The sequence below is a fragment of the Novosphingobium sp. ZN18A2 genome (assembly GCF_036784765.1).
Taxonomy (GTDB): domain Bacteria; phylum Pseudomonadota; class Alphaproteobacteria; order Sphingomonadales; family Sphingomonadaceae; genus Novosphingobium.
The window spans coordinates 2815798-2830384 of sequence record NZ_CP136651.1 but is presented as its reverse complement, the minus strand read 5'-3'; the positions used below and the strand labels follow the sequence as shown (position 1 = coordinate 2830384).

Below are 14587 nucleotides of genomic sequence, written 5' to 3'. Positions count from 1 at the left end.
CTTGCCAGCCGCATGCCGGTTGACTAGGGCGAATGCCGAACAGCATTTCCAACCGCTTTCCTTTGAAGGGGCAATCAATGAGCGATACTGCCGACCGCGTTAAGAAGATCGTTGTCGAGCACCTGGGGGTCGAGGCCGACAAGGTCACCGAAGATGCAAGCTTCATCGACGACCTGGGCGCCGACTCGCTCGACATCGTCGAACTCGTCATGGCGTTCGAGGAAGAATTCGGTGTCGAGATTCCCGACGATGCGGCGGAGAAGATCTCCACCGTGTCCGACGCGATCAAGTACATCGACGAAAACAAGGGCTGATCGCCCGCAACCCCGGCTGCGCCTGCCCCGTTGCGGGCGCGGGCGGGTGACGACAGGCTCAGTTCCCGCGTGGGCTGGGCCTTTCGTGATTTTGGAGAGAGTTGCATGCGCCGTGTGGTCGTAACCGGACTTGGCCTTGTCACCCCGCTGGGGGGCGACGTCGAGACGACGTGGAAGAACCTTCTGGCCGGAATGTCGGGCGCGGGGACGATCACCCGTTTCGATACCGAAGGGCAGAAGTGCACGATTGCGTGCGAGGTGAAGCCGGCCGATCACGAATACGGTTTCGATCCGTCGAAGCGTGTCGATCACAAGATCCAGCGCCAGGTCGATCCCTTCATCGTCTATGGCATCGATGCGGCCGGTCAGGCGATCGAGGATGCCGGCCTTGCCGACATGGACGATGACCTGAAGCTGCGCACCGGCTGCTCGATCGGTTCGGGAATCGGCGGGCTGCCGGGGATCGAGAGCGAGTCGATTGTGCTGCACGAAAAGGGGCCGGGCCGCGTCTCGCCCCACTTCGTGCATGGCCGCCTGATCAACCTGATCTCCGGCCAGGTTTCGATCAAGTACGGCCTGATGGGGCCGAACCACGCGGTGGTAACCGCCTGTTCCACCGGCGCACACTCGATCGGCGATGCCGCGCGGATGATCAAGGACGGCGATGCCGACGTGATGCTGGCGGGCGGCGCGGAAAGCACGATCAATCCGCTGGGCGTTGCCGGGTTCGCGCAGGCGCGCGCGCTCAACTGCAGCTATAACGACCGTCCCACCGAAGCGAGCCGCCCTTACGACAAGGACCGCGACGGTTTCGTCATGGGCGAAGGCGCGGGTGTTGTCGTGCTGGAAGAGTATGAACACGCCAAGGCGCGCGGCGCGAAGATCTATGCCGAAGTGGTGGGCTATGGCCTTTCGGGCGATGCCTATCACGTCACCGCGCCGCATCCTGAGGGCAAGGGCGCGGAACTGTCGATGCGCATGGCGATGCGCAAGGCCGGAATGGAGCCGGGCGATATCGACTATGTGAACGCGCACGGCACATCGACCATGGCCGACACGATCGAACTGGGTGCAGTAAAGCGCGTGCTGGGCAACGATCTGTCCGGCGCTTCGATGAGCAGCACGAAGTCCGCCATCGGCCACCTGCTGGGCGGCGCCGGTGCAGTGGAAGCGATTTTCTGCATTCTTGCCATTCGCGACCAGATCGTTCCGCCGACGCTCAATCTCGACAATCCGGACGAAGGGACGGAAGGCGTCGATCTTGTCCCCAAGGTCGCCAGGAAGCGGGCCGTGCGGGCCGTTCTCAACAACAGCTTCGGTTTCGGCGGCACCAACGCCAGCCTGATCCTCAAGCAGGTCTGAGGAACGCAAGGCTATGCGCGGCAGGGGCCGCATGCTGGCGGTGTTGCTGGTCCTGGCGTTTGCCGTTGCCGGCGGACGCTTCCTTTACAAGTGGTACGGCCCCGGGCCGCTGGGCAAGGAGGCTACCTTTCTTGTTCCTGACGGCTCTACGCTGACCAGCGTCGCGCAGAAGCTGGAAAAGGAAGGCGCGATCGCCTCGGCCAATTCGTTCCGCGTCCATGCGCGGGTGCTGGGCAGCCCGGCTCCGGTGAAGGCGGGCGAATTCGGCCTGCCGGCGCACGCCAGCCCGGCACAGATCCTGTCCATCCTGCAAACGGGCAAGCCGCTGCGGCGCATGGTGACAATTCCCGAAGGGATGCCTTCGGTGATGGTCTATGACCGGTTGATGGCCACGCCGCTGCTGACCGGCAAGATCGCGGTGCCGCCCGAAGGATCGGTCCTGCCCGACAGCTATGATTATGAGCGCGGCGAATCGCGCGCCGAAGTGCTGAAGCGCATGCAGGACGCGATGAAGAAGACCGTGGCCGAGCTATGGGCAAAGCGGGCAAAAGACCTGCCCGTCAAGACGCCTGAGGAGGCCGTGACGCTGGCCTCCATCGTCGAGAAGGAAACCGGAAAGCCGGGCGAACGCAAGCTGGTTGCCGGGCTTTACGAAAACCGCCTCAAGGAAGGCATGCTGCTTCAGGCCGATCCGACGATCATATACCCGATCACAAAGGGCAAACCGCTCGGCCGGCGTATCCGCCAGTCGGAAATTCAGGCGGTGAACGATTACAATACCTATACCCGTGTCGGGCTGCCTGTCGGGCCGATCACAAATCCGGGGCGAGCCTCGATCGAAGCGGTGCTGCATCCGGCCAGCACCAAGGCGCTGTACATGGTGGCGGACGGCACAGGCGGGCACGTGTTTGCAGAGACGCTTGAACAGCACAACGCCAACGTCGCCAAGTGGTTCGCCATCAGGAAGGCGCGCGGCGACCTGTAACGTCCATTCTGGCGCCGGGGCGAGGTGCCTGTGCACCTTGCCTGTCGGTCCGAATGCGGCAAGTAAGGCACGATGCCGTTCGAACCCTTCATCGTGACTGCGGAATTGCCGCGCGACGTGTTTGCATGGGCCGACGGATTGCGCCGTGCGCACTTTCCGCCCGAACGCAACCACCTGGAAGCGCACGTAACGTTGTTCCACGCGCTCGCGCCGTCGCTGTTCGAGGAACTGAAGCCGTTGTTGCAGCGGATCGTTGCCGAACATCCGCCCCAGCCGGCGCGGATCACCGGGATCATGCCGCTGGGGAAGGGCACGGCGCTGAGGATCGAAAGCCCCGGCATGACCGCGATCCGCGAAGACATTGCGGAACACTTCCACGGCGCGCTGACCGCGCAGGACAACCATCCGTTGCGCCTTCACATCACCATCCAGAACAAGGTTGGCGTCGACAAGGCAAAGGCGCTGCAGGCGGAACTTTCGGCCGCTTTCCGGTCGCGCGACTTCGCGTTCCGGGGGCTTGGCCTGCACATCTATCGCGGCGGTCCGTGGGAGGCGGTGGGACGCTGGCCGTTCCGAGGGAAGGCCTAGGCGATTTCGCGGCTTGACCGCGCCGCCGCCGCCGCCTAATAGCGCCGCCTGCCTCGCGGGTTCGCGCCCGCCGGAGCCTTTCGGGGCGGAGTAGCTCAGCTGGTTAGAGCAGCGGAATCATAATCCGCGTGTCGGGGGTTCAAGTCCCTCCTCCGCTACCATTTTTCAATGACTTAGAAGCGTCCTTGAAACTAAGTTTACACTTGCCTGTAAACTTTGTCGCTTCGTGTCACGCGCTCAGGCGTTCGACCAGGCTGATCACGACGCGGGCTTCGTCGACATATCTGGCACGGATTTTGGAGACGCGTTTGGCGGTCCAACCGACCACTCTGGCGATCTCGTCATCGGTGAGTCCCTTGGCCCGCGCTGCTTGGACTGCTAAATCCGACTATGGCGCGGCGCTGTTCCGCATCTGGTTGCGGTTGGCCCGCGCTGCTTGGACTGCTAAATCAACGGGATTGAGCCCGAGGATATCCCGGCCGTTGCGGTTGGCCCGCGCTGCTTGGACTGCTAAATCTTAAAGGGTGACCACTACCATAAAGTACTTGTTGCGGTTGGCCCGCGCTGCTTGGACTGCTAAATCGGCGGCAGGCACGGCGAACTACATCGCGCGTTGCGGTTGGCCCGCGCTGCTTGGACTGCTAAATCTGATCGTCATTGATCGGCATCAGGAAGGCCGTTGCGGTTGGCCCGCGCTGCTTGGACTGCTAAATCACGCAAAGATACACGGCGTAAAGATGGAAGGTTGCGGTTGGCCCGCGCTGCTTGGACTGCTAAATCCCTGCCAAGCGTCTTGAATAACCGCTTGGCGTTGCGGTTGGCCCGCGCTGCTTGGACTGCTAAATCAGGCGGCACGCCGGCAGTCGCGCCAACTTGTTGCGGTTGGCCCGCGCTGCTTGGACTGCTAAATCGCGATCGCCTGGAAGGCGGAGAAAACCTGAGTTGCGGTTGGCCCGCGCTGCTTGGACTGCTAAATCTTGCTGGCGAAGGCGCGTCCGTTATCGGTGTTGCGGTTGGCCCGCGCTGCTTGGACTGCTAAATCTGATAGTGGCGATGCGCAGGCAAGGGCAGCGTTGCGGTTGGCCCGCGCTGCTTGGACTGCTAAATCACAATCGAGGAGATGGGCATGGTTGCCCTAGTTGCGGTTGGCCCGCGCTGCTTGGACTGCTAAATCGCTGGCGGTGCTCGCGCTGCTGGCCCTCTCGTTGCGGTTGGCCCGCGCTGCTTGGACTGCTAAATCGTCGCTGATCGAGATGAGACGGACGTAAGCGTTGCGGTTGGCCCGCGCTGCTTGGACTGCTAAATCGACCGGGTTCTACATGGCCCGATCCCGCCAGTTGCGGTTGGCCCGCGCTGCTTGGACTGCTAAATCGATCCCCTGAAATTCGAGATCGGTGTGATCGTTGCGGTTGGCCCGCGCTGCTTGGACTGCTAAATCGCCTACCTCGAGCCGGAGAACTTCCACGTCAGTTGCGGTTGGCCCGCGCTGCTTGGACTGCTAAATCCTTTCTATAGATGGCGTGACGAGGACGCTGGTTGCGGTTGGCCCGCGCTGCTTGGACTGCTAAATCGTTGCGCTGCGTTGCCTCGCGTCATGTGCGTTGCGGTTGGCCCGCGCTGCTTGGACTGCTAAATCCGTAATAGGTGATGCCATTCACGTCGGTGAGTTGCGGTTGGCCCGCGCTGCTTGGACTGCTAAATCAACCAGCGAAGCGCATGGAGGCTGGTGATGTTGCGGTTGGCCCGCGCTGCTTGGACTGCTAAATCCAAATCAGCAACGCCGCGCTGGGCCGCCTTGTTGCGGTTGGCCCGCGCTGCTTGGACTGCTAAATCACTGGCAGCGGAGATAGGCGCTTGACGGCTGTTGCGGTTGGCCCGCGCTGCTTGGACTGCTAAATCTGAATTGCGGTAAATGGCTGGAGGGAAAAGAAAAACTTGGCTTCCTGCCACTGGAAAACGAGCCAGTTCCACCTAGAAAAGGAGGAGCTGGCTCGGTTTTTCCGGGCTTGATTCGCGCATCCGCCCGCGAAAACAGATGATATTTTCATACTGACGATCCGTGAATTGCAGAATGTCCACCTTGCCGTCGCTCGGGACTGCTGTCTCGATTCGGCGGATATAGGCAGCTGCGGCTTCCTTGCTTGGCGTACAGCGAAGATACACCGAAAACTGCGCCATTTCAAAGCCTTCATCGAGCAGGTAGTTGCGGAAGCCAGTGGCTGCCTTACGCTCTTCGGGCGTCAGGACAGGAAGATCGAACAGCACCATTATCCACATGATCCGATACCCGCTGAGGTGCGTCACGTGCTGAGTTCCAGCGGCGAGGGCTGGCCGGGCAGGTCCAGCTTTCCGGCTTCACCCATGCAGATCTTTGCCCAGGAAAGCGCCAGGCGATCGAGCCAGATCTGGATGGGGCTGACACCATCAGTCCCCGGAAGATCGAGCGTGAGCACTTCGGCGAGATGGCCTTTCATCGCGCTTGTAAGTTCCGAAACGGGTTCTTCGCGGGTCATTCGCCAAACAAGCAGGTCGAGCCAGGGCCGGAACGGTTCCATCAGATCGTCGGCTAGGCGCAGGGCATCGCCCCGGCTGGTGTGATGGATGGAAAGCGATGGGTGAAGCCCCGCGGCAAGGATTGAGCGAGCAGTGCCCGCGCGAAGTACGGTATAGCCGTAATTGAGCGCGGAATTGATGCCTTCTGCCTGCCGATCGCGCAGGAAATCCGGCCCGAACAGTGCATTCCAATAGCGCCGCGCGGCCTGTGCTTCGAGATTGTCACTATCGCCTGATTTCACTTCCCGCGCCATCCGATCGAGGCGCGCATCCTTGCCCGTGGTCGCTTCGAGAACTGCCGCCTGAGCTGCGATCTTGGCGCTGACGAGGTCGCGCCATGCACGCTTGCGCAAGGGGCGGGAGGCCTCTGCCTGCGCTTCCATGCGGCGGCCCTGTTCGTAGTGTCCGCGCACTGGCCAGAGCAGCGAGGCGGGGGACTGGTTCGAGCCGCAGATGACCAGCGGTGCGCCGGCATCAGACAGGCGCGTACACAGATTGACCGAAAGCGTGCTGCCATGCCCGCGCAGGATGACCGCGCCGATGTCGGCAAAGGGCACGCGGCCCAGTTCCTCATCCGCACGGGAAATTCGCATGAAGCCGCGGAAGGCGGACAGGTGTATCCCGTCGCTTGCGATTTCGACGATGCGCTGCTGCATCAGGTCCACTCCCAAATGAAGCGCACCGGTTGTCGCAGAATATGGTTAACAGTGTGTTAGGCGGGAGGTCCGGGATCCAGCAACTGCCCATCGGGTGTCACGCGCACGAGGCGAGCCTTGCGGGGTTTCAGCCCGCTTATGCCGGCGAGATCCCAGCGGAATTCATCGTCTGTATCCTTGTGACGATCCGCGAATTTCCCTGCTTCATAAGCAGGCGCAAGATAAAGGCGATTGCCGGACGGGTTAAGGCGCACCACCTGCATCACCTTTTCTTCGCCTTCATGTTCTAGCATCAGCAGGTCGCCATTGCGAACGCGCATGGTAAGGCGCCCATCGGGGTAGTCCTTGCGCCAGAGTGTCTTCCACGCATCATCCTTCTTGAACTTGTGCGCCTGAAATCGGGTGACGGCGACGCCGTGCCATTTGCCGTCCGGCGTTTCGATGATGTCCATACAATAGTTGTCGCCCGGAATGACAGCGCGGGTGTGGGATTTGCCCTTGCTGTCCGGCCCGTGCGCGATCCGTTCGAAACTGGCCTGCACCTTGTGGACGCGCACGCGCTTGTGGCCGGTGCGCTGGCTGTATTCGAGCAATGCCTGCTTGCGCTCCTTGTCGCCAAGTCCATCGGTCAGTGCGACAAGTTCGCGGCGAATGCGGTCATCGCCGATACTGGCTACTTCGCCGGGGGTAAGGTCGATAATGGGCTTGCGGGTGGCGAGCCGAGTCTCGCCCGCCTGTGTTTGCACAACGCCGTAATTGGTGGCTTCGTGCAGCTTGCCTTCAATGCCGTGATCGGGCTTGTGGCTGACCACGATTTTGCCGACTGCCTCCTTCACCGCAAGCAGATAGCCATCGAAGGGATCGGGCAACCCAGCCAGGAGGCGTCGATGATCGCGCCTCCCGGCGGTGAATTCCTCTTCCACTTTCTTCGCCTCATCCGCCGCGGCCTTGACCATCGCGCGGTCGGTGCAGGCGATCACGAAGGCGTCGACTGCGTGATGGCAGTGATCGTTGCGGTTTTTCTTTACCTCATCCGCTTCGCTATCCGCCGGGTTGCGGTTGTCTCCACGCCAGCCCTTATTCAGCCCCCAATGGTGGCGCAGATCGGCGGTGAGACGGCCGTTGATGACCCAGACATCGGAACCCAGGCTTTTGAGATATTGCGCGGCGAGGCGCGAGATATTCTTGTTGTCATTCAACTGCCGGTCGAGGAAATCGCGTTCCTCTTTCTCGAACCGCTCCATCGCATCGGGGCTGAAGCGCCAGGCCTTCGCAGGGGGCAGATCGCGCAGAGAGTTTTCGATCGTCTCGCGGTCGAAAATGCCGTTTTCCACCGCTTCCCATGGGCTGAGCCTGCCCTTGCGGCGATTGGCTTCGCGCAGGGCCAGCACCTTGTTGTTAAAGCCATCGTCGAGCGTGCGGGAGAAGGGGAGGATGTGTTCAACCTCGAGTTCGCCGGAACCTTTGAGACTCCTGACAAGCAGTTCTTGCGACAGGTGCTGCCCGGTGAAGGGGCATTTGCGGCCTAACGCATCCAGTTCATCCCAAAGGCGCAGAAACAGGCGGTTATTATAATTGTTTGGTGCTCCAAACTCGGCAAGCCTTTCAGAAAGCTTTTCATTGGCCTTCCGGTTCTCGTTTTGCTTGTTCTTTAACTTGCCCAAGTCGAACGCGCCCAGCGGCAGATCGCGCGACAGTTCCACCACGATTTCCGCAGGTGGGCCGAAGCGGTCGATCAGCGCGTTGACCACCCGGCGCAACTGGTTGAGCGCGACATGGACGGTGGGGTTGGCCAGCTTGCCGATCCGCTTTTCCTCGATGTCGCTCGCATCGCCGGAGCCGAAGGCAACCGACTGTTCGAGCACCACGCCGTAATAGGGCAGGTGGTCGAACACCTCGCCGGTGCCCTTCAGGCTGTGGTGGAAGTATCCGGCATCGACGACGGCGCGGTCATAGGTCCGCAAGCGAGCATCGGCGTCCGGCTCGATCAGTTGCGCCAGCACTTTGTCGCCTGCCGTGCGGCTGAGGCGGCCGTGGCCATCGGGCAGGCGCAGGCCGGCAATGCGGGCGGCATGGGAAGGCTCCAGCCCATACCGTTCGGCAAGGAAGGCGGCGATCTCATCCTCGTCCTTCGCTGCCAGCAATTCGCGTGCCCGGCTTTCGGACAGGCCGAGACCTGCGACGATGCGTGCGACCACGCGTTCGTGCGTCGCGACCACCGCCTGGTGGCTGCCCCGGCCCGGCGCGACGCGGCCCAGCAGGATTTCGGTGAGCGCGTCCTGCTCCGCCAGCGGCAACTCGGCCCAGTCCGGCCAGTTTCCAGTATTGTTCTTGCGGTTCCTGGTGATGATGTCGTGCGTCTTGTCGCCATCCAGAAAATCGCGACCGCCCGCTTCGATGCTGAAGATGGCGGCCTCGGTCAAGCCCAGCGCTCCGCGCATATCGCGCAGGCTAAATTTGACCTTTCTCAGCGCAATCCCGGCCAGCTCGTCGCGCTCCGCCGGGGAGAGGGGCAACTGCGGTTCGCCCGGCCGTGCGGAGACACGCAGATTATTGAGTTCCTGATAGATGCGCAGCTGCTGGACCGAGGGCAGGGCGCTGGGGGCGCGTTCTTCTTCATTCTCGAAAGTGCAGCGCCCGACCGGCTGCGGCTTGAGCGGGCGCTGGAACAGGAGAACGTCGCGCAGGGCGGTGCGCGCATCTTCGGTCATGACATCCGGGTGATGGCGCGCCTGGGCTTGCCAGATCGCGTCGAATTCCTGCTCGATCATCTCGCGTAGCGGATAATAGTCGTAGACCATCTTCGCGCCTTCGCTGTGCGTACGGACGCGGGCCAGCGGCATTGGACTACGCGCACCCTTGGGCAGGCTGTGGTTTTCTTCGGCGATGGTTTGGCGCGGGTTCCCCTTTAACTCACCAAGCGTTGCTGCATCGCCAGCATCCATATCGGCGCGAAGGGCCGCCGCACCGCTTTCCACTGCGCCCTTTTCATCGCTGCCCTTGTCTGTCAGGCGGTTGGACTTGAAGCCGCGCCGCTGCTGCAAATGGAACAGCGCGCGTCCGACTTCATGTCGGTCTAGCGGTTCGGTCAGGGCGCGGGCGCGCAAGATCCATGGGTCGAGCCGCTCAAGTGCTTGGCGTGCCGCCTTGTCCGCGGGCAATAGTCCGGCTTCTGTTAGCGTGCGCAGAAATTGTTCGCGCCGTTGCAGATAACGATCGCGGTTGCGGCGCGCCCCGCGCGGCCCGCGACGGGTGGCGGCATTGGATTCCCGGCTTTGCGGATCGCGTGCGTCGGAGAAAATCCGCACGCCCATGTCGAGCAGGCCATCGGGCTTGCCATTGGCACCAAGCGACAAAGCTGCCCAGCCGATCGAATTGGTTCCCAGGTCGATTCCGAGGCGCCAGCGCTTTTGGGTTGTGCCCTGCTGATCAACCATGCTCTTGGCTCCCGTCGTTCTTAATACAATTTATGTTTTCTAAAATGGAGGAGTTGATCCGTTGTGTCAACGATGCTATCCGGAATGCAATCTTGCTGCCATCGAACCTGTCGATGGCTTGGGTGAGCGTCCAAACCTTACTGCAAGAGGCTGAAGCGGAGGTGCGTGTGGTTTCCTCCATTTTAGTTGCGGTTGGCCCAGGCTGCTTGCACTGCTGAGTCTCATATGTGGTCTGGGCCAATTTGCGCAGATCGTTGACGCGGCGTTTTCAGCAGTCTAACGTAGTTTTGCTTGATGTAGCAGTCCAAGCAGCGTGGTCTTTCCGTTAACAAGGATTTGATCCACAAAATCATTTTAGCCGGTTCCTTCGGGAACCGGCTTTTCTTGTGACGAAAGCTACTCAGACAGGTGAAGACTGATTGTTGCACTTAACGAGCGGGCGGCAAGTGCTGTCTTTGCAGAATGGATTTGCTCTTAAATCAATTCATCGAGAGTAATGCCCAAGGTTTCAGCCAGCTTCCTGACCGTCTCAATCGAACCGCTCTTCCGTCCAGACTCGATATCCGCGATCTGCACCCGGTTGACGCTCGAAGCTTCAGCGAGGGCGGTCTGGGTAAGACCTCGGTATTCCCGCCAGACGCGTAGAGGGCTTTCGCCGGAGAGCATGCGCTTCACCAATTCGGCAGGAAGCAGTTCCTCATCGCCGTTTGCCAACTGCGCCAAGGCACGGTCATAAGCTTGCAGATCGGCCAGTTCTTCGGCAGCGGCCTGCAAGCTGCGGTATTCCTCAAGCGGGATCGAAATCATTTCACCCATATCTGCCTCCATCAACCGTAGATGCTTCCGCGCGGTCCTATATCGAGAACCGCCAGAACAACGCCGTCATCATTCATGATCACACGCCAATCACCCACTCTTAAACGGATACCTTCTCGTCCCTTGAGAACCGTAACATTGTTGGCCTGCGAGGCTGGGGCGGCGGCATATTGCTCGATTTTCCCTATGATCCGTTCCGCTACGTCCGCAGGCATCCTGCGTAGGGTCTTCAGTGCTGCCCGCGTGTAGGTGACTGGCTTCATTTCCTGCAGTGTAGCTCATGGCTTCAATGTAGTCAATGGCTACACTTGATGAGATGGGAATGGATTGGGTGGCCGCCGCCGTGTGGATCACACCATGCCCTCATGTTATGAAGTCTCGGAGCAGATTTCGATTTTCGCGGGGATTTGGTGCAAATGCTCGGCGAAGTTAATTCCGTCACTGCCCAGCAGGAAGCTGCCGCGCTCTTTCGCGCGAGCCTGAGCCTGTTCGAGAAATGGGGCGTTACGGACGAGCAGGCGGCCATGCTGTTAGGCATGGAATTGCGGGTCTATCGGCGCTGGAAGGGGCAGGGGGCGGCAAGTGTTCTTCCGAGTGTCATGCTCGATTGTTGAATTTGATGAGCATTGACAGAGCGCTCAGGATGATTTTCCGGGAGTCGGGGCGAGCTTATTCGTGGAAACGAACGGACAATGGCGCTTTTGATGGCGTGAGCGCACTTCATCTCATGCTGGACGGTGAGCTGGCGGACATCATGCATGTCCGGCGCTACCTGGAAGCCGAATGCGCTGGTGGGTGATTGCCGAAACGGAAGGTGTCGCGATCTGGGCTGAAAAATCGGCAAACCGCCGCATAAAACATGCGTTTCGCCGCATCGGAAATCTGGGGGTATCAGTGGGGGTATTTTGAGTGCGATAATTACAAAAATCATTATGTATCAATATAATAGATGTCTAGAAAATACTCCTCCTCCGCTACCATTTCCCTAGCATGCAATCGGCTAGGCTGTGGTGACGATTTAATCATTTCAGCCAAAGCATGATGCTGGCGAGTTTGACGAATCCGAGGAAATTGGCGGCGAGCTTGTCATAGCGAGTTGCGATGCGCCGCCATTGCTTGAGCTTGGCAAAGAAACCCTCGATGCCCCAGCGCTGTTTGTAGGCGATGCGGTCATAGTGGTGCTGGTATTTGCGGTGGCGGCGGGGCGGGATGACTGGTTCGCCGCCTTGCTCGTAGATCAAGTCGTGCAAGCTGTCGGCATCGTAGGCCCGGTCGGCCAGAACCTGGCCAGCCGGGATGCCTCGGATCAGGTCGCAGGCCGGCGCCATGTCGTTCTGCTGGCCGGGACCGAGGATGAAGCGGATCGGCAAGCCGAGGGCGTCGACGACGGCGTGGACCTTGGTGCCGAACCCTCCTCTGGATCGCCCAGGAGCCTGGGCTTGAGCGCCCCCCTTTTTACCCGTGCTCCGGCAGCTTGGGCCTGAGCGCGGATCACGGTCGCATCGATCGCCAGCCACTCGATGTCAGGATCGTCGGACACCGCCTCGAAAATCCGGTCGATCACCCCTTGCTCGACCCAGCGATAATAGCGTCGCTTCGCGGTCTGATACGGCCCGAACTTCTCTGGCAGATCGCGCCAGCGCCCACCTGAACGCGCCAGCCACAGCAAGGCATCCAGAAACCGCCGTCCATCGCTGCGCGGGCCGCGCTTGCCCTTGCGCCCGCCAGGCACAAACTCGCGCAACCGCTCCCACTGATCGTCCCTGAGAACCTCGCCTTCCACACCAGCCTCCAAAAGCCAGCGTTGAATCAGAAATCTCAGCCGCCGTGAATCCCTAAAATGTCACCACAGCCTAGTGCTTCTTGCTTTTGGGCATGCCTTTTGCGCCCTTTGGCGGCTTGCCGGGCTTTCCGTCTTTCTTGCCTTTCGCCTTGTCGAATTTCCTGAAGGCAGGCTTTGCCTTCGCTCGCTGTGTATCGGCCTTGCCGTGGGCATGGTGGCGTTTGCGATTGGTTCTTGCCGCGTCGCGTGGGCCGCTTTCCGACATTTCGATAGCAACAGGTTCATCGTCGCCGTCGTCTTTGGCCGATCGTGCGGCAGCATCGGCGAATTTTTCGGCGATACGGCGCGGAATCTGGAAATACGTCTCGTCAGGCGCAATACGGATCGCGCCGATCTCGTTGCGCGTGATGTGGCCGCGACGGCACAGTAGCGGCAGTATCCAGCGCGGGTCGGCGTTCTGGCGTCGGCCCAGTGCCATGCGGAACCAGACCGTGTCCTCGAAGCCGGGGCGGTGGCGCTCCTTTTGTGCCTCGCGCCTGGCTTCGGCCGTATTTGCGATAAGGTCTTCGGGTTCGGGCATGCTTGCGCGGTGCGCGTGCACCAGCATCGCGGCGATTTGCGCCGGCGTGCGCTCGGCCAGAAGTCGTTCCGCCAGTTCGCGGTCGCCTTCGTCGACTTCGACCGGTTCGAGCAGCTTTTCGAGCAAACGCTCCCGGTCCCTTGTCTTGATGGCTTCGCGGTCGGGCGCATCGGTCCAGTCCGCGGTGATCTTCGCATGGCGAAGCATGGATTCCACGCGCTTGCGCCGCGAGAACGGCACGATCATCACGGCGGTGCCCTTTTTCCCCGCACGGCCCGTGCGTCCCGAACGGTGTTGCAGTGTTTCCGCGTCGCGCGGAATTTCCACATGGATGACAAGGCTCAGCGTCGGCAGGTCGATCCCGCGTGCAGCGACATCGGTGGCAACGCACACGCGTGCGCGACGGTCGCGCAGCGCCTGTAGCGCCTGGTTCCGTTCAGACTGCGAATGTTCGCCAGAGAGTGCGACAACCGCAAACCCGCGCTCTTGCAGCGTGGCGTGCAGGTGGCGGACGTTTTCGCGGGTCGCGCAGAACAGGATGGCGGTTTCCGCCTCGTGAAAGCGCAGCAGATTGACCGCGGCGTTTTCGATCTCGGGCGGGGAAACCGTTACGGCCTGATAGGAAATATCGCCATGGCCGCGCCCTTCGTCGATCGTCGCAATCCGCAAGGCATTGCGCTGGTATCGGCGGGCAATTGCCTCGATCGGACGGGGCATCGTTGCGGAAAACAGCAATGTCCGGCGCGTTTCAGGCATCGCATCCAGGATTTCTTCGAGTTCTTCGCGAAAGCCCATGTCGAGCATTTCGTCCGCTTCATCGAGCACCACGGCCTTCAGCCCGGACAAGTCGAGCGCACCGCGCTCAAGATGGTCGCGAAGCCTGCCCGGCGTGCCGACGACAATGTTCGCGCCGGAACGCAGCGCCCTGCGTTCCTGCTGCGGGTTCATTCCGCCAACGCAGGTTGCAATACGTCCGCCGGCCTTGCCGTAAAGCCACGCCAGCTCGCGACTGACCTGCAAGGCAAGTTCGCGTGTCGGTGCGATGATCAGCGCAAGCGGCCCTTCCGAGAAGGGAATGGCATCGCTTTCGCCCAGCAGTTCCCGGGCTATGGCAAGGCCGAAGGCGATTGTCTTTCCCGATCCGGTCTGGGCCGAAACGACCAGGTCGCGCCCGGCTGCCTCCGCACGCATGACTTCGGCCTGCACCGGAGTGGCCGTGTCATAACCTCGCTCGGCAAGGGCGGCCTCGAGGCTGGAAGGAAGCGGGGGGAATGTCATGGCGATGGCCTAATAAAAGAGGGGGCGCCGGTTCGTTGCGAACGGCGCAATCACGGTTGGGATATTGAGTGCTGACGCAATCGCGATTGCGTATTTGCCGCACCCCATAGGCCGGGAATTCGCTCTTGGCTTGCGAAAAAGGGGAATTCCGTCGGCGTGCGTCGGCTTTGCGGTAATCACGATGCCGAACGGCAACATGTTGCAACGGGTGCCGTCGATCACACTCCGCGTGTCG

General features: G+C 61.1%; 13 protein-coding genes, 1 tRNA gene and 1 CRISPR repeat array. Of the genes, 7 read left to right on the top strand and 7 right to left on the bottom strand.

The features are described 5' to 3' along the window. Positions 1–77: 77 nt before the first annotated feature. The 5 genes from RXV95_RS13490 (at position 78) to RXV95_RS13470 (ending at position 3410) form a co-directional block, all read left to right on the top strand. Positions 78–314: an acyl carrier protein gene (locus RXV95_RS13490; RefSeq protein ID WP_028657713.1), complete on the top strand. Its 237-nt coding sequence runs from the start codon at positions 78–80 to the stop codon at positions 312–314. Positions 315–419: 105 nt separating this feature from the next. Further along, positions 420–1676, top strand: a complete 1257-nt coding sequence (gene fabF / locus RXV95_RS13485) for a beta-ketoacyl-ACP synthase II (protein WP_338466551.1) — start codon at positions 420–422, stop codon at positions 1674–1676. A 13-nt stretch (positions 1677–1689) separates the two neighbouring features. Next, a complete protein-coding gene (mltG, locus tag RXV95_RS13480) occupies positions 1690–2661 on the top strand; it encodes an endolytic transglycosylase MltG (protein ID WP_338466550.1) in 972 nt (323 codons plus the stop codon). Between the two features lie 72 nt (positions 2662–2733). Further along, the gene (locus tag RXV95_RS13475; protein WP_338466549.1) at positions 2734–3249 is read left to right on the top strand and encodes a 2'-5' RNA ligase family protein; all 516 of its coding nucleotides are present in this window, start codon (positions 2734–2736) and stop codon (positions 3247–3249) included. Positions 3250–3333: 84 nt separating this feature from the next. Continuing rightward, a tRNA-Met gene (locus RXV95_RS13470) sits at positions 3334–3410 on the top strand. 188 nt (positions 3411–3598) lie between these two features. Next, positions 3599–5148: direct repeats of the CRISPR family, unit length 36 nt; unit sequence GTTGCGGTTGGCCCGCGCTGCTTGGACTGCTAAATC. Between the two features lie 72 nt (positions 5149–5220). On the opposite strand, the gene cas2 is transcribed toward RXV95_RS13470, so the two are convergent. The 5 genes from cas2 to RXV95_RS13445 all read right to left on the bottom strand — a co-directional run bounded on the left by cas2 (position 5221) and on the right by RXV95_RS13445 (position 10974). Further along, positions 5221–5526 carry a CRISPR-associated endonuclease Cas2 gene (gene cas2 / locus RXV95_RS13465; protein ID WP_338466548.1) on the bottom strand — a complete coding sequence of 102 codons (306 nt, stop codon included), beginning with the start codon at positions 5524–5526 and terminating at the stop codon, positions 5221–5223. A 23-nt stretch (positions 5527–5549) separates the two neighbouring features. Next, the gene (cas1, locus tag RXV95_RS13460; RefSeq protein WP_338466547.1) at positions 5550–6458 is read right to left on the bottom strand and encodes a type II CRISPR-associated endonuclease Cas1; all 909 of its coding nucleotides are present in this window, start codon (positions 6456–6458) and stop codon (positions 5550–5552) included. Positions 6459–6514: 56 nt separating this feature from the next. Then, positions 6515–9895, bottom strand: coding sequence for a type II CRISPR RNA-guided endonuclease Cas9 (gene cas9 / locus RXV95_RS13455; RefSeq protein WP_338466546.1), 3381 nt, complete (start codon positions 9893–9895; stop codon positions 6515–6517). Between the two features lie 474 nt (positions 9896–10369). After that, the gene (locus RXV95_RS13450) at positions 10370–10711 is read right to left on the bottom strand and encodes a helix-turn-helix transcriptional regulator (protein WP_338466545.1); all 342 of its coding nucleotides are present in this window, start codon (positions 10709–10711) and stop codon (positions 10370–10372) included. Between the two features lie 11 nt (positions 10712–10722). After that, complete coding sequence (locus RXV95_RS13445) at positions 10723–10974, bottom strand: type II toxin-antitoxin system RelE/ParE family toxin (RefSeq protein WP_338466544.1); 252 nt, start codon at positions 10972–10974, stop codon at positions 10723–10725. 153 nt (positions 10975–11127) lie between these two features. Here RXV95_RS13445 and RXV95_RS13440 point away from each other — a divergent pair, with 153 nt between their 5' ends. Next, positions 11128–11325: an antitoxin Xre-like helix-turn-helix domain-containing protein gene (locus RXV95_RS13440; RefSeq protein WP_338466542.1), complete on the top strand. Its 198-nt coding sequence runs from the start codon at positions 11128–11130 to the stop codon at positions 11323–11325. 5 nt (positions 11326–11330) lie between these two features. Continuing rightward, complete coding sequence (locus RXV95_RS13435; RefSeq protein ID WP_338466541.1) at positions 11331–11510, top strand: antitoxin Xre/MbcA/ParS toxin-binding domain-containing protein; 180 nt, start codon at positions 11331–11333, stop codon at positions 11508–11510. Positions 11511–11733: 223 nt separating this feature from the next. Here RXV95_RS13435 and RXV95_RS13430 read toward each other — a convergent pair. Together RXV95_RS13430 and RXV95_RS13425 are read right to left on the bottom strand one after the other, a co-directional pair. Beyond that, positions 11734–12494 (bottom strand): IS5 family transposase gene (locus RXV95_RS13430; RefSeq protein WP_338466185.1). Its coding sequence is split into 2 segments (ribosomal slippage): positions 11734–12170 and positions 12170–12494, totalling 762 coding nucleotides; the frame shifts between segments, so codons are not numbered across the junction. Between the two features lie 70 nt (positions 12495–12564). Continuing rightward, entirely contained in the window at positions 12565–14352 is a 1788-nt protein-coding gene (locus tag RXV95_RS13425) for a DEAD/DEAH box helicase (RefSeq protein ID WP_338466540.1), read from the bottom strand. Between the last annotated feature and the right edge of the window lie 235 nt (positions 14353–14587).

What these genes read in the sequence shown, in the direction of transcription:
- RXV95_RS13490 (WP_028657713.1), top strand. Translation starts at nt 78, where the DNA reads ATGAGCGATACTGCCGACCGCGTTAAGAAGATCGTTGTCGAGCACCTG.
- fabF (WP_338466551.1), top strand. Translation starts at nt 420, where the DNA reads ATGCGCCGTGTGGTCGTAACCGGACTTGGCCTTGTCACCCCGCTGGGG.
- mltG (WP_338466550.1), top strand. Translation starts at nt 1,690, where the DNA reads ATGCGCGGCAGGGGCCGCATGCTGGCGGTGTTGCTGGTCCTGGCGTTT.
- RXV95_RS13475 (WP_338466549.1), top strand. Translation starts at nt 2,734, where the DNA reads ATGCCGTTCGAACCCTTCATCGTGACTGCGGAATTGCCGCGCGACGTG.
- cas2 (WP_338466548.1), bottom strand. Translation starts at nt 5,526, where the DNA reads ATGTGGATAATGGTGCTGTTCGATCTTCCTGTCCTGACGCCCGAAGAG.
- cas1 (WP_338466547.1), bottom strand. Translation starts at nt 6,458, where the DNA reads ATGCAGCAGCGCATCGTCGAAATCGCAAGCGACGGGATACACCTGTCC.
- cas9 (WP_338466546.1), bottom strand. Translation starts at nt 9,895, where the DNA reads ATGGTTGATCAGCAGGGCACAACCCAAAAGCGCTGGCGCCTCGGAATC.
- RXV95_RS13450 (WP_338466545.1), bottom strand. Translation starts at nt 10,711, where the DNA reads ATGGGTGAAATGATTTCGATCCCGCTTGAGGAATACCGCAGCTTGCAG.
- RXV95_RS13445 (WP_338466544.1), bottom strand. Translation starts at nt 10,974, where the DNA reads ATGAAGCCAGTCACCTACACGCGGGCAGCACTGAAGACCCTACGCAGG.
- RXV95_RS13440 (WP_338466542.1), top strand. Translation starts at nt 11,128, where the DNA reads ATGCTCGGCGAAGTTAATTCCGTCACTGCCCAGCAGGAAGCTGCCGCG.
- RXV95_RS13435 (WP_338466541.1), top strand. Translation starts at nt 11,331, where the DNA reads ATGAGCATTGACAGAGCGCTCAGGATGATTTTCCGGGAGTCGGGGCGA.
- RXV95_RS13425 (WP_338466540.1), bottom strand. Translation starts at nt 14,352, where the DNA reads ATGACATTCCCCCCGCTTCCTTCCAGCCTCGAGGCCGCCCTTGCCGAG.